The 14,442-nt window shown below is 60.4% G+C and carries 11 protein-coding genes; 6 read left to right on the forward strand and 5 right to left on the reverse strand.

The window, feature by feature from the left end:
* Position 1 precedes the first annotated feature (1 nt).
* The 4 genes from acnD to J3P75_RS18605 all read right to left on the reverse strand — a co-directional run bounded on the left by acnD (position 2) and on the right by J3P75_RS18605 (position 5,598).
* Positions 2-2,596 (reverse strand): Fe/S-dependent 2-methylisocitrate dehydratase AcnD, encoded by a 2,595-nt coding sequence (gene acnD, locus J3P75_RS18590; protein ID WP_434707753.1) that lies wholly within the window; start codon positions 2,594-2,596, stop codon positions 2-4.
* A gap of 194 nt (positions 2,597-2,790) precedes the next feature.
* A complete protein-coding gene (gene prpC / locus J3P75_RS18595; RefSeq protein WP_434707754.1) occupies positions 2,791-3,918 on the reverse strand; it encodes a bifunctional 2-methylcitrate synthase/citrate synthase in 1,128 nt (375 codons plus the stop codon).
* 67 nt (positions 3,919-3,985) lie between these two features.
* Positions 3,986-4,879 carry a methylisocitrate lyase gene (gene prpB, locus J3P75_RS18600; protein WP_434707755.1) on the reverse strand — a complete coding sequence of 298 codons (894 nt, stop codon included), beginning with the start codon at positions 4,877-4,879 and terminating at the stop codon, positions 3,986-3,988.
* The gene (locus J3P75_RS18605) at positions 4,876-5,598 is read right to left on the reverse strand and encodes a GntR family transcriptional regulator (RefSeq protein WP_172833342.1); all 723 of its coding nucleotides are present in this window, start codon (positions 5,596-5,598) and stop codon (positions 4,876-4,878) included. The genes prpB and J3P75_RS18605 overlap by 4 nt, the downstream gene beginning before the upstream one ends.
* A 402-nt stretch (positions 5,599-6,000) precedes the next feature.
* Between J3P75_RS18605 and J3P75_RS18610 the strand changes: the two genes are divergently transcribed.
* The 4 genes from J3P75_RS18610 (at position 6,001) to pabB (ending at position 10,622) form a co-directional block, all read left to right on the forward strand.
* Entirely contained in the window at positions 6,001-6,537 is a 537-nt protein-coding gene (locus J3P75_RS18610; protein WP_090282540.1) for an ATP-dependent zinc protease family protein, read from the forward strand.
* Between the two features lie 5 nt (positions 6,538-6,542).
* Entirely contained in the window at positions 6,543-8,078 is a 1,536-nt protein-coding gene (locus J3P75_RS18615) for an inactive transglutaminase family protein (RefSeq protein ID WP_090282539.1), read from the forward strand.
* Positions 8,078-9,064 (forward strand): alpha-L-glutamate ligase-like protein, encoded by a 987-nt coding sequence (locus J3P75_RS18620; RefSeq protein ID WP_056784132.1) that lies wholly within the window; start codon positions 8,078-8,080, stop codon positions 9,062-9,064. Before J3P75_RS18615 ends, J3P75_RS18620 begins: the two co-directional genes overlap by 1 nt.
* 214 nt (positions 9,065-9,278) lie before the next feature.
* Positions 9,279-10,622, forward strand: coding sequence for an aminodeoxychorismate synthase component I (pabB, locus tag J3P75_RS18625; protein ID WP_434707756.1), 1,344 nt, complete (start codon positions 9,279-9,281; stop codon positions 10,620-10,622).
* 141 nt (positions 10,623-10,763) lie between these two features.
* Here the strand turns inward: pabB and thrH are convergent, their stop codons facing one another.
* The gene (gene thrH / locus J3P75_RS18630) at positions 10,764-11,381 is read right to left on the reverse strand and encodes a bifunctional phosphoserine phosphatase/homoserine phosphotransferase ThrH (protein WP_434707757.1); all 618 of its coding nucleotides are present in this window, start codon (positions 11,379-11,381) and stop codon (positions 10,764-10,766) included.
* Positions 11,382-11,544: 163 nt separating this feature from the next.
* On the opposite strand from thrH, the gene J3P75_RS18635 reads away from it, so the two are divergent.
* On the forward strand, positions 11,545-12,285 hold the full coding sequence (locus J3P75_RS18635) for a phosphoadenylyl-sulfate reductase (protein WP_093103105.1): 741 nt from the start codon (positions 11,545-11,547) through the stop codon (positions 12,283-12,285).
* A 573-nt stretch (positions 12,286-12,858) separates the two neighbouring features.
* Positions 12,859-14,397: an NCS1 family nucleobase:cation symporter-1 gene (locus J3P75_RS18640; RefSeq protein WP_434707758.1), complete on the forward strand. Its 1,539-nt coding sequence runs from the start codon at positions 12,859-12,861 to the stop codon at positions 14,395-14,397.
* Positions 14,398-14,442: the final 45 nt, after the last annotated feature.

Below are 14,442 nucleotides of genomic sequence, written 5' to 3' on the forward strand. Positions count from 1 at the left end.
TTTAAACGGCAACCGCCGACTCTTCGAGGAAGTCCTGAGCGAAGCGCTGCAACACGCCGCCGGCCTCGTAGATCGACACTTCTTCAGCGGTATCCAGACGGCAGGTCACCGGCACTTCCACCCGCTCGCCATTTTTGCGATGGATCACCAGCGTCAGGTCCGCACGGGGTTTGCGCTCGCCGATCACGTCATAGGTCTCGCTGCCATCGATTCCCAGCGTGTGACGGTTGGTGCCCGGTTTGAATTCCAGCGGCAACACGCCCATGCCCACCAGGTTGGTGCGGTGGATGCGCTCGAAGCCTTCGGCGGCAATCGCCTCGACACCGGCCAGCCGCACGCCTTTCGCCGCCCAGTCGCGGGACGAGCCCTGACCGTAATCGGCGCCGGCAATGATGATCAGCGGCTGCTTGCGTTCCATATAGGTTTCGATCGCTTCCCACATGCGCATCACTTTGCCTTCCGGCTCGACGCGGGCCAGCGAACCCTGTTTGATCTGGCCGTTTTCCACGACCATTTCGTTGAACAGTTTCGGGTTGGCAAAGGTGGCGCGCTGCGCGGTCAAGTGGTCGCCACGGTGGGTGGCGTAAGAGTTGAAGTCCTCTTCCGGCAGACCCATTTTCGCCAGGTATTCGCCGGCTGCGCTGTCGAGCATGATCGCGTTGGACGGCGACAGGTGATCGGTAGTGATGTTGTCGGGCAGCACCGCCAGCGGGCGCATGCCTTTAAGAGGACGCGCGCCGGCCAGTGCGCCTTCCCAGTACGGCGGACGGCGGATGTAGGTGCTCATCTCGCGCCATTCGTACAGCGGCGCGACTTTCGGGCCGGTGTCTTCGTGGACGGCAAACATCGGGATGTAGACTTGACGGAACTGCTCCGGCTTGACCGAAGATTTCACCACCGCATCGATTTCTTCATCGCTCGGCCAGATGTCTTTCAGGCGGATTTCCTTGCCGTCGACCACGCCCAGCACATCCTTTTCAATATCGAAGCGGATGGTCCCGGCGATGGCATAAGCGACCACCAGCGGCGGCGAAGCGAGGAATGCCTGTTTGGCGTACGGGTGGATGCGGCCGTCGAAGTTGCGGTTGCCGGAAAGCACGGCGGTGGCATACAGATCACGGTCGATGATCTCTTGCTGGATCACCGGATCGAGCGCGCCGGACATGCCGTTGCAGGTTGTGCAGGCAAACGCGACGACGCCGAAACCGAGTTGCTCCAGTTCAGTGGTCAGCCCGGCTTCGTCGAGGTACAGCGCCACGGTTTTCGAACCCGGCGCCAGCGACGATTTCACCCACGGCTTGCGGGTCAGGCCGAGCTGGTTGGCATTGCGCGCCAAGAGGCCGGCGGCGATGACGTTGCGCGGGTTGCTGGTGTTGGTGCAACTGGTGATGGCGGCGATGATTACCGCGCCGTCGGGCATCTGGCCCGGCACGTCGTCCCACTGCCCGGAGATGCCTTTGGCCGCCAGATCGGACACCGCTACGCGGGCGTGCGGGTTGCTCGGGCCGGCCATGTTGCGCACCACCGACGACAGGTCGAAGGTCAGACCGCGCTCGTATTGCGCGCCTTTCAGGCTGTCGGCCCACAGGCCAGTCAGCTTGGCGTACTGCTCGACCAGTTGTACCTGCTGGTCTTCCCGACCAGTGAGTTTCAGGTAATCGATGGTCTGCTGGTCGATGTAGAACATCGCTGCGGTGGCGCCATACTCCGGGGCCATGTTGGAGATGGTCGCGCGATCGCCGAGGGTCAGCGCCGCGGCGCCTTCGCCAAAGAATTCCAGCCACGCACCAACGACTTTCTGTTTACGCAGGTATTCGGTCAGCGCCAGGACCATATCGGTGGCGGTGATGCCCGGTTGCAGCTTGCCGGTCAACTCTACGCCAACGCTTTCCGGCAGGCGCATCCACGAAGCACGACCGAGCATCACGCTCTCCGCTTCGAGACCGCCAACGCCAATGGCAATCACACCCAGGGCATCGACGTGCGGGGTGTGGCTGTCGGTGCCGACGCAGGTGTCGGGAAATGCCACGCCGTCACGCACCTGAATCACCGGAGACATTTTCTCCAGGTTGATCTGGTGCATGATGCCGTTGCCCGGCGGGATCACATCAACGTTCTTGAAGGCCTTTTTGGTCCAGTTGATGAAGTGGAAACGGTCCTCGTTGCGACGGTCTTCAATCGCGCGGTTCTTTTCGAACGCCTGAGCATCGAAACCACCCGCCTCGACGGCCAGCGAGTGGTCGACGATCAGTTGCGTCGGCACCACCGGGTTGACCTGCGCCGGGTCGCCGCCCTGCAAGGCGATGGCGTCGCGCAGACCGGCGAGATCGACCAGTGCGGTCTGGCCGAGAATGTCGTGACAGACCACCCGCGCCGGAAACCACGGGAAATCGAGGTCGCGCTTGCGTTCGATCAGTTGCTTGAGCGAATCGGTCAGCGTGCCCGGGTCGCAGCGCCGCACGAGGTTTTCCGCGAGCACACGCGAGGTGTACGGCAGCGTGTCGTAGCTGCCGGGCTGGATCGCCTCGACGGCCGCGCGGGCGTCGAAGTAATCCAGAGGACTGCCGGGCAGGGTTTTACGAAATTGTGTGTTCATCGGGTCAGGACTCGGGTCACGGTGGTTTCAAAGGGTGGGCTGACGCCAGACTCAAGATTCACACCGTCCCTTGTAGGAGTGAGCCTGCTCGCGATAGCGGTGTGTCAGTCAACATTGATATCAACTGAAAAACCGCTATCGCGAGCAGGCTCACTCCTACAGGGGGATGCGGTGTTCTCGGGTCAGCTCACCATTCAGCGACGTTCGATTGGCACGAACTTGCGCTGTTCGACGCCGGTGTACTCGGCGCTTGGGCGAATGATGCGGTTGTTGGCGCGTTGTTCGAAGACGTGCGCGGCCCAGCCGGTCAGGCGCGAGCAGACGAAGATCGGCGTGAACAGCTTGGTCGGGATGCCCATGAAGTGGTACGCCGAGGCATGGTAGAAATCGGCGTTCGGGAACAGCTTCTTTTGCTCCCACATGGTCTTGTCGATGGCTTCCGAGACCGGGAACAACACCTTGTCGCCGACTTCGTCCGCGAGTTTTTTCGACCAGCCCTTGATCACCTCGTTGCGCGGGTCGCTGTCCTTATAGATCGCGTGGCCGAAGCCCATGATCTTGTCCTTGCGCTCGAGCATGCCGAGGGTGCCTTTGATCGCCTCTTCCGGCGACGAGAAGCGCTCGATCATTTCCATCGCTGCTTCGTTGGCGCCGCCGTGCAACGGGCCGCGCAGCGAACCGATCGCCGCGGTGACGCAGGAATACAGATCGGACAGGGTCGAGGCGCATACGCGGGCGGTGAAGGTCGAGGCGTTGAATTCGTGCTCGGCGTAGAGGATCAGCGAGACGTTCATCACTTTGACGTGCAGCTCGCTCGGCTTCTTGCCGTGCAGCAAGTGCAGGAAATGCCCGCCGAAGTTCGGCTCGTCGCTCACGCAATTGATGCGCTGGCCATCGTGGCTGAAGCGATACCAGTAGCACATGATCGCCGGGAACGCGGCGAGCAGACGGTCAGTCTTGTCGCGCTGCTCGGAGAAGTCTTTCTCCGGCTCGATGTTGCCAAGGAACGAGCAACCGGTGCGCATCACATCCATCGGATGGGCGTCGGCCGGGATGCGTTCGAGCACTTCCTTCAAGGCTTGCGGCAGGTCGCGCAGTTTGCTGAGTTTTTGCTGGTAATCGGCGAGTTGCGCCTGGGTCGGCAGCTCGCCGTACAGCAGCAGGTAGGCGACTTCCTCGAATTGCGCGTCGGCGGCCAGTTCACGCACGTCATAGCCGCGATAGGTCAGCCCGGCACCGGCCTGGCCCACGGTGGACAGCGCGGTTTGCCCGGCCACCTGGCCACGGAGCCCGGCGCCACTGAGTACTTTTGCTTCGGCCATTGTTGTCTCCAGTCTTTTTGAATTTGTAGGGGAAACAGGTGGGAGCAGGCCCCCACAGGGTTTTTGATCAGCCTTTCTTTTGTGCAAACAACGCATCGAGCTTCTGCTCGAACGTGTGGTAGTCGATGCGATCGTACAGCTCCATGCGAGTCTGCATGGTGTCGATGACATTCTGTTGCGTGCCGTCGCGGCGGATCGCGGTGTAGACATTTTCCGCAGCCTTGTTCATCGCGCGGAACGCCGATAGTGGATAGAGCACCAGCGATACGTCGGCAGCGGCCAGTTGCTCGGTGGTGTACAGCGGCGTCGCGCCAAATTCGGTGATGTTGGCCAGGATCGGCGCTTTCACGCGGTTGGCGAACAGCTTGTACATGTCCAGTTCGGTGATGGCTTCGGGGAAAATCATGTCGGCACCGGCCTCGATGCACGCCGCTGCGCGATCAAGTGCCGATTCCAGCCCTTCCACCGCCAGCGCATCGGTGCGCGCCATGATCACGAAGCTGTCGTCGGTGCGCGCATCGACCGCGGCTTTGATGCGGTCGACCATTTCCTGCTGGCTGACAATCTCTTTGTTCGGCCGATGACCGCAGCGCTTGGCGCCGACTTGATCCTCGATGTGAATCGCCGCCGCGCCGAACTTGCTCATCGACTTGACGGTACGCGCGACGTTGAACGCCGACGAGCCGAAACCAGTGTCCACATCCACCAGCAGCGGCAAATCGCAGACATCGGTGATGCGCCGCACGTCGGTGAGCACGTCATCCAGACCGGTGATGCCCAGATCCGGCACGCCGAGCGAACCTGCGGCCACCCCGCCACCGGACAGGTAGATCGCCTTGAAACCGGCGCGCTTGGCTAGCAGCGCGTGGTTGGCGTTGATCGCGCCGACCACTTGCAAAGGGTGCTCGCTGGCGACCGCATCGCGGAAACGCTGGCCGGGAGTGTTCGGGTTGGAACTCATGACTCACCTCGTTCAGTGGCTGTCTGGTTATGGGCGCCGTCCTGGTAATGACGGGCAATGTTGCGTTTCGAGGCGCCGATGTGACGGCGCATCAACAATTCGGCGAGCTCGCCGTCACGATCGGCGATGGCATCGAGAATCCGGTGGTGTTCGGCAAAGGCCTGGCGCGGGCGGTTCGGCGTGGTGGAAAACTGGATGCGGTACATGCGCACCAGTTGGTACAGCTCGCCGCAAAGCATCTGCGTCAACGTGCGGTTGCCGCTGCCCTGGATGATCCGGTAATGAAAGTCGAAATCGCCTTCCTGCTGGTAATAACCGACACCGGCCTGAAACGCCGCGTCGCGCTCGTGGGTTTCCAGCACCCGGCGCAATTCGTCGATTTCTTCGACGCTCATGCGCTCGGCGGCCAGCCGGCAGGCCATGCCTTCAAGGGATTCGCGGATTTCGTAAAGTTCAAGCAGTTCGGCGTGGCTGAGCGACACCACCCGCGCGCCGACATGCGGCACGCGCACCAGCAGGCGCTGGCCTTCCAGACGATGGATCGCCTCCCGCAACGGCCCGCGACTGATGCCGTAGGTGCGCGCCAGCTCCGGTTCGGAGATCTTGCTGCCCGGCGCGATCTCGCCTTTGACGATAGCCGCCTGAATGCGCCGGAAGACGTTTTCCGAAAGCGTTTCCGAATCGTCGCCGCTGATGACCGGGGGATCGAGTTGATCCAGCATGATTGTCGACACCTTCAAATCCAATGCGGCAAAAACTAGCCAATCGAGCGCCATTCGTCAAAGGATAAATACGGATTGTCGACAATCGTCTAATAACCAGATTAATAGAACGCTTCGATACCTGTGGGAGCGAGCCTGCTCGCGAATGCGGTGTGTCAAACAAAAGATGTTGCGAATGACCCAGCGCTTTCGCGAGCAGGCTCGCTCCCACAGGGGGCACTTCTCAGGGTTATAGACTTGCGTGGGCGCTGGCGCCATAAAACCACCGTGCTAGAATGCCGCCCGCATTTGCTGGCCATTTGTACGGCTTGTCATAAAAAGCTGCCAGGCACACGAAAGGTCTTGGGCAACCATTGCCAAAGGCCTGAACCGACCACGGAACGCTGCGCACCAGGATTTATGAGACTCAAGCCTTATCCCGCCTTTTTTGCCCTTTTCTGCCTGCCCGGCCTCGCCGCCGCGGGGGAAAAAACCGTGTACGGTCTCAACGAATACGCTTCGCTTGACGGCATTAATCTCGAAGTCGCGGCCAAACTCGACACCGGCGCGAAAACCGCCTCGCTGAGTGCCCGCGACATCAAACGCTTCAAACGCAACGGTGAATCCTGGGTACGTTTCTACCTGGCGATCGATGCCGCGCACTCGCACCCGATCGAACGGCCGCTGGCACGGGTCAGCAAGATCAAGCGCCGCGCCGGCGACTACGACCCGGAAGAAGGCAAGAAGTACACCGCCCGTCCGGTGATCGAGCTGGATATCTGCATGGGTTCGGCGATGCGCAGCATCGAAGTGAACCTGACCGACCGAAGTGCGTTCCAATACCCGCTTTTGATCGGCTCCGAAGCGCTGAAACGCTTCGACGCGCTGGTCGACCCCAGTCTTAAATACGCTGCCGGCAAACCCGCCTGCACCATCGCCGCTCATACCGCCGAGTAATTTCCATGCGTTCTCTAACCTTCCACCTGAAAATCCTGATCGCCGTGCTGGTGCTGCTGGGCGTTTCGGTTACGGCCTATCAGATTTTCGTGCTCGGCATTCCGGTGACCGAAGACGCCACCGACGACTTGTGGAACATCGACGCCAAGGTCGAGTTCGTCGCCAGCACCAAGGATCCGGTGAAGATCCAGATGTTCGTGCCGCCGTTGAGTCGTGACTACGTCAGCCTCAACGAGAGCTTCATCTCCAATAATTACGGGGTGGCGGTAAACCGTGTCGACGGCAACCGCAAGGTGACCTGGTCGGCCCGCCGCGCCAAGGGCAATCAGACGTTGTATTACCGTCTGGTCCTGACCAAGCGCTACACCGCGGAAAAATCCAAGGTCAAAGGCCCGACGTTCCGCGACAGCATGGTCATCGAAGGCCCGGAAAAGATCGCTGCCGAAGCCCTGCTCGCGCCGATCCGCCAGCACTCGGCGGACGTCGAAACCTTTATTGGCGAGGCGATCAAACGCGTCAACAATCTCAACGACGACAACGTGAAGCTGCTGCTGGCCGGCGATCCATCGACCGCGCACAAAGCCAAAATCGTCGAACTGCTGCTGTCCATCGCCCATGTGCCGGTGGAAAAAGTCCACACCATCCGCCTCGTCGCCGACCAGCCGCAAATGCCTGAATTGTGGCTGCGCAGCTTCAACGGCAACGACTGGCTCTACTTCAACCCGGAAACCGGCGAGCAAGGCCTGCCGACCGACCGCCTGCTGTGGTGGACCGGCGACGAAAACCTGATCACCGTCGACGGCGGCAAGAAAGCCAACGTGACCTTCAGCCTGAACAACAGCGAGATGAACGCGATTCGTCTGGCCAAGCTGACCGACGAAAACACCGACGCGAACTTCCTCGAATACTCGCTGTACGGCTTGCCGCTGCAGACCCAGCAGACGTTCATGATCATGGTGATGATCCCGATCGGCGTGCTGGTAATCCTGATCCTGCGCAACCTGATCGGCCTGCAGACCCTCGGCACCTTCACGCCGGTACTGATCGCCCTCGCCTTCCGCGAAACGCAACTGGGCTTCGGCATTCTGCTGTTTACCGTGATTACCGCACTGGGGCTGTCGCTGCGCTCGTATCTGGAACACCTGAAACTGCAAATGCTGCCGCGTCTATCGGTGGTGCTGACGTTTGTCGTGGTGCTGATCGCGGCGATCAGTCTGTTCAGCCATAAACTGGGTCTGGAACGCGGTCTGTCGGTGGCGCTGTTCCCGATGGTGATTTTGACCATGACCATTGAACGGCTGTCGATCACCTGGGAAGAACGCGGCGCCAATCACGCGCTGAAAGTGGCGATCGGCACGCTGTTCGCCGCCTCCCTGGCGCATCTGATCATGACCGTACCGGAGCTGGTGTACTTCGTGTTCACCTTCCCGGCGATCCTGCTGATTCTGGTCGGCTTCATGCTGGCGATGGGTCGCTATCGCGGCTACCGCCTGACCGAGCTGGTGCGTTTCAAGGCTTTCCTGAAGAAGGCTGACGCCTGATGTTCGGTTTCTGGAAGACCTGGAAGGCCCTTGAGGCGCGCGGCATCATGGGCATCAATCGGCGTAACGCCGACTACGTGCTCAAGTACAACAAGCGCAGCCTCTACCCGATCGTCGACGACAAGATCCTCACCAAGGAGCGCGCCATCGCCGCCGGCATTCACGTGCCGGAGCTGTACGGGGTGATCTCCACCGAGAAGGAAATCGACAAGCTCGACGAGATCATCGGCGGGCGCAGCGACTTCGTGATCAAACCTGCGCAGGGCGCGGGTGGCGACGGCATCATCGTCATCGCCGACCGCTTCGAGGGTCGTTATCGCACGGTGTCGGGCAAGATCCTCGCCCACGAAGAGCTCGAGCACCACATTTCGAGCATCCTCACCGGCCTGTATTCCTTGGGTGGCCACCGTGACCGCGCGCTGATCGAATACCGCGTCACGCCAGACCAGATCTTCAAAAGCATCAGTTACGAAGGCGTACCGGACATTCGCATCATTGTGCTGATGGGTTACCCGGTGATGGCCATGCTGCGCCTGCCGACCCGCCAGTCCGGCGGCAAGGCCAACCTGCACCAGGGCGCGATCGGCGTCGGTGTCGACCTGGCGACCGGCCTGACTCTGCGCGGCACCTGGCTGAACAACATCATCACCAAACACCCCGACACCACCAACGCGGTGGACGGCGTGCAACTGCCCTACTGGGACGGTTTCATGAAACTCGCCGCCGGCTGCTATGAGCTGTGCGGGCTGGGTTATATCGGTGTCGACATGGTGCTGGACCAGGAAAAAGGCCCGCTGATTCTTGAGCTGAATGCGCGGCCGGGACTGAACATCCAGATCGCCAATGACTGCGGACTGACCTTGCGCACCCATGCCGTGGAAGCGCGGCTGGAAGAACTGAAGGCTCGCGGCGTGACGGAATCGGTTGAAGAGCGGGTGGCGTTTACCCAGGAGATGTTTGGGCATATTCCGGCGGTCGAGGGCTGATCCAGAACCGAGTCGCGGCCTTCGCGAGCAGGCTCGCTCCCACAGGGAAATGCATTCCAAATGTGGGAGCGAGCCTGCTCGCGAAAGCGGTCTCCCTGCCATAAATGACTTGCAGCCTGCCGCCGATCTGTCAATCCCCGACATCCCCTCTAGGAGCAACTCACCCAGAGGACTACAATCCCCACCCCGCCGCCACGGCCGATCTACCCCGCCCATGTTGACCTGCTCCGTACACCCGCTGCCCTATCGCGCCAATCCCGCCGACTACTTCGTGGCCATCCGCAACGCACCCGGTGCCGTGCTGCTCGACAGTGGCCGGCCGAGTGCCGAGCGCGGTCGCTTCGACCTGCTCAGCGCCTGGCCGCTGGAACAATTGGCGGTGTTGCCGGATGAAAGCGGTGCGCATTTTCTGCAGCGCCTGCGCGATAACCTCGACCGCTTGGGCGAGGCTGATGTGCCAGCGGGTTGCGAGTTGCCCTTCGCCGGCGGCCTGATCGGTTACCTGAGCTACGACTTCGGCCGGCATCTGGAACACCTGCCAAACCAGGCCCAGGATGATCTGCAGCTGCCGGATGCGCGTTTCGGATTGTACGACTGGGCGCTGATCAGCGATCACCAGGCCCAAACCAGCCAATTGGTTTTTCACCCGTCGCTTGCCGACAGTGAACAGCAGCGCCTGATCGGGTTGTTCACCCAGCCGGTGGTGAGCGCGTTGACGCCGTTCAAGCTCAATCAGTCAATGAAAGCCGACCTCTCGGCCGAGGATTACCGTCAGGCATTCGAGCGCATTCAGCAGTACATCCAGGCCGGCGATTGCTATCAGGTCAACTTCGCCCAGCGCTTTCGCGCGTCGTGCCAGGGCGATCCATGGCTGGCTTACTGCAAATTGCGTGAAGCCTGCCCGACGCCGTTCTCCGGTTTTCAGAGCCTGGCCGACGGCGGCGCGGTGCTGAGCCTTTCGCCGGAACGTTTCGTCAAAGTCAGCCAGCGCAAGGTCGAAACCCGCCCGATCAAAGGCACTCGCCCTCGCGGCCTGACGCCAACCGAAGACGCCGCCAACGCCGCGGAACTGCTGGCCAGCCCCAAGGATCGTGCGGAAAACCTGATGATCGTCGACCTGTTGCGCAACGATCTCGGCCGCACCTGTCGCATCGGCTCGGTGCGGGTACCGGAGTTGTTCAGCCTGGAAAGCTATCCGAATGTGCATCATCTGGTCAGCAGCGTGACCGGTGAACTGGCAGAGGACCGCGATGCGCTGGATCTGATCGCTGGCAGCTTTCCCGGCGGCTCGATCACTGGCGCACCGAAGATTCGTGCGATGCAGATCATCGACGAACTGGAGCCGACGCGGCGCGGACTGTATTGCGGGTCGTTGCTGTATCTGGACGTGCGCGGCGAGATGGACAGCTCCATCGCTATTCGCAGTCTGTTGGTCAAGGATGGACAGGTGTGCTGCTGGGGCGGCGGCGGGATCGTCGCCGATTCGGACTGGCAGGCGGAGTATCAGGAGTCGATTACCAAGGTCCGAATCCTCCTCGATACCCTGCAGAACCTCTAAAAGCTTAAAAGCTTGATCGTTGATCGTTCCCACGCTCTGCGTGGGAATGCAGCCCGGGACGCTCCGCGTCCCAAGCGGACGCGGAGCGTCCATTGAGGCATTCCCACGCAGAGCATGGGAACGATCATCAGGTGGTTGGGTTTACAGGCTAAGGTCGCGGTTGGAGGCTTTGAGAAATTCCTGCTTCAGCTCGGCAAATGTATGCACCGCCGGAAACTGCGGAAATTCGCGGATCACATTCTCCGGCGCATGAAACAGAATCCCGGCATCCGCCTCGCCGAGCATGCTCGTGTCGTTGTACGAATCCCCCGCGGCAATCACCCGGTAATACAGGCTCTTGAACGCCAGCACCGACTGACGCTTGGGATCTTTCTGACGCAACTGATAGCTGGTCACACGCCCGCTCTCGTCAGTAATCAAGCGATGGCAAAGCAGCGCTGGAAAGCCCAACTGGCGCATCAGCGGCTGGGAAAACTCATAGAACGTGTCCGACAGAATCACTACCTGAAAGCGCTCGCGCAACCAGTCGACGAACTCCACCGCGCCGTCCAGCGGCTTGAGCGTGGCGATCACCTCCTGGATGTCCGACAGTTTCAGGCCGTGCTCATCAAGGATGCGCAGACGCTGCCTCATCAGCACATCGTAATCGGGAATGTCCCGGGTGGTGGCCTTGAGAGATTCGATGCCGGTTTTTTCGGCGAACGCGATCCAGATTTCCGGTACCAGTACCCCTTCAAGATCCAGGCAAGCAATTTCCACAAGACACTCCCGTTTGTAGTGATTATTGGGTCGAGCGAGGCGGAACTCTAGCGGCTCGACTGTCGGCGCGCAACGCACAGCACGCCCCGAGCCCTGTTGGTTTTTGTTACCATCGGCGCCATATAGAGCGCCCAGCGCCACCGACCTGTAGGAAGCCGCCCTGATGAGCCCAACGTTCGACGTCGTGGAACTCGCCACGACCTATGCCAACAAATCCGCGCAAGACATCCTCAAACTCGCCTTTGCCGAGTTCGGTGATGAGCTGTGGATATCTTTCAGCGGCGCCGAGGATGTGGTGCTGGTGGACATGGCCTGGAAGCTCAACAAGAACGTCAAAGTATTCAGTCTCGATACCGGGCGCCTGCACCCGGAGACCTACCGTTTCATCGAGCAGGTGCGCGAGCACTACAAGATCGACATCGAAATCGTCTCGCCGGACCACGCGAAACTTGAACCGTTCGTGAAGGAAAAAGGCCTGTTCAGCTTCTACCGCGACGGCCACGGCGAATGCTGCGGCATCCGCAAGATCGAACCGCTGCGGCGCAAACTCGCCGGCGTCAAGGCCTGGGCCACCGGCCAACGCCGCGACCAGAGCCCGGGCACACGCAGTGCTGTGGCGGTGCTGGAAATCGACACCGCGTTCTCCACCCCGGAGCGCACTTTGTACAAGTTCAACCCGCTGGCGCAGATGACCAGCGAGGAAATCTGGGGCTACATCCGCATGCTCGAGCTGCCCTACAACAGCCTGCACGAACGCGGCTTCATCAGCATCGGCTGCGAACCCTGCACCCGCCCGGTCCTGCCTAACCAGCACGAGCGCGAAGGCCGCTGGTGGTGGGAAGAAGCGACGCAGAAAGAATGCGGGTTGCATGCGGGGAATATCATCAGCAAGAGCAAGGCTTAGTCCTCAGCCACACTGATCTCCCTTGTAGGAGTGAGCCTGCTCGCGATAGCGGTGCATCTGCCAAATATTTAGAACTGACACACCGCTATCGCGAGCAGGCTCACTCCTACATTAAATCTCCAGCGACTCGAAAAATGTGTACACACAACTGTCACCATCGGTGCCATTTATGTGTGCACTTTCATTTACGCGCCCTGAAAAGTTACATTCCCGCGCCAATTCCCGCTTCCACGTTTCCGCAAAAAATCCTCCCCAAAAAATAAATACCTGGGCAACCGGTCAGTTTTTAACGCCCGGTTTTCAGCCACTTATCGTCTCTCGATAACTTTTCGAAATGAGCAACGCTGCGTATAGACCGGCAACTGGCACAGATCTCGCTTTGGTGCATACATGTTTTGTATACAAAACCGCAAAACATGAATCCACTTTCGATCCGCAAGCCTGAAGCGCCCTATCCCGTACAGGCTGCAGATGCCCCGTAACCAGTGATGTTGTCACTGTCGCGACGAAGATATGTCGAGCCCGCCGGCTCATGCACAGTCATCGCGGCCTGAACATCAGGAGCCTGCCGGAATGCGTACAAGTCTCTCCAATAACATCGCGCTGAATCTGCCCTCCTCCACGCTTGATCAAACGTTGCCCGACGACGGACTGAGCGAGCCGCTGCAACTGAGTCCGCGTCTGCACAATAGCGACCTGGCGCCGACCAAGGTCGAAGGCCGGCGCTGGGGCAAATACAGCATTTTCGCGCTGTGGACGAACGATGTGCACAACATTGCCAACTACTCGTTCGCCATCGGTCTGTACGCGTTGGGCCTGGGCGGCTGGCAAATTCTGCTGTCGCTGGGGATCGGCGCGGCGCTGGTGTATTTCTTCATGAACCTGTCCGGTTACATGGGGCAGAAAACCGGCGTGCCGTTTCCGGTGATCAGCCGGATCAGTTTCGGCATTCACGGCGCGCAAATTCCTGCATTGATCCGGGCAGTCATCGCCATCGCCTGGTTCGGTATTCAGACGTACCTTGCCTCGGTGGTATTCCACGTTTTACTGACCGCCGTGCACCCCGGATTCGCCGAATACGATCACGACTCGATCCTTGGCCTGTCGAGTCTGGGCTGGGTGTGTTTCGTGGCGATCTGGCTGGTGCAGCTGGCGATTCTTGCTTACGGCATGGAGATGGTGCGTCGATACGAAGCGTTTGCCGGCCCGGTGATTCTGCTGACCGTCGCTGCCCTCGCCGCCTGGATGTACTTCCAGGCCAACGCGACCATCGCCTGGTCGATCCGCGAACCGCTGACCGGTGCCGAGATGTGGCGCAACATTTTTGCCGGCGGCGCGTTGTGGCTGGCGATCTACGGCACCTTGATTCTGAATTTCTGCGATTTCGCCCGCTCTTCGCCGTGCCGCAAGACCATCAAGGTGGGAAATTTCTGGGGCTTGCCGGTGAATATTCTGGTATTCGCTGCGATTACTGTGCTGCTCTGCGGCGCGCAGTTTCAAATCAACGGGCGAATCATCGAAAGCCCGACCGAGATTATCGCCTCGATTCCCAACACGTTCTTTCTGGTACTCGGCTGCCTGGCGTTTCTGATCGTCACCGTGGCGGTGAACATCATGGCCAACTTCGTCGCCCCGGCCTTCGTGCTGAGCAACCTGGCGCCGAAGTACCTGACCTTCCGTCGCGCCGGGTTGATCAGCGCGACCATCGCGGTGCTGATCCTGCCGTGGAATCTCTACAACAGCCCGCTGGTGATCGTGTACTTCCTCTCCGGTCTCGGCGCCCTGCTCGGCCCGTTGTACGGGGTGATCATGGTCGACTACTGGCTGATCCGTAAAGGCCGGATCAACGTGCCGCAGCTATACAGCGAAGCAGCCGATGGCGCTTATTACTACAGCCGTGGCGTCAATTTCCGCGCCGTGGCGGCGTTCATTCCTGCGGCGCTGATCGCCATCGTCCTGGCGCTGGTGCCGGGTTTCCACAGCGTCTCACCGTTTTCCTGGCTGATCGGTTCCGGGATCGCCGGGATGCTTTATCTGATCATCGCCCAACGTCAGCCGCACTACGCCGACATCAGTGGCGAGTCCATCGCTGTCGATAACGTCTGCCATTAATCCCTTCGCGGCCCGGTTTTCGGGCCGCACTACTGCCCGCAATAA

The sequence above is a fragment of the Pseudomonas sp. R1-1 genome, from assembly GCF_051132135.1.
In the GTDB taxonomy this organism is placed as follows: domain Bacteria; phylum Pseudomonadota; class Gammaproteobacteria; order Pseudomonadales; family Pseudomonadaceae; genus Aquipseudomonas.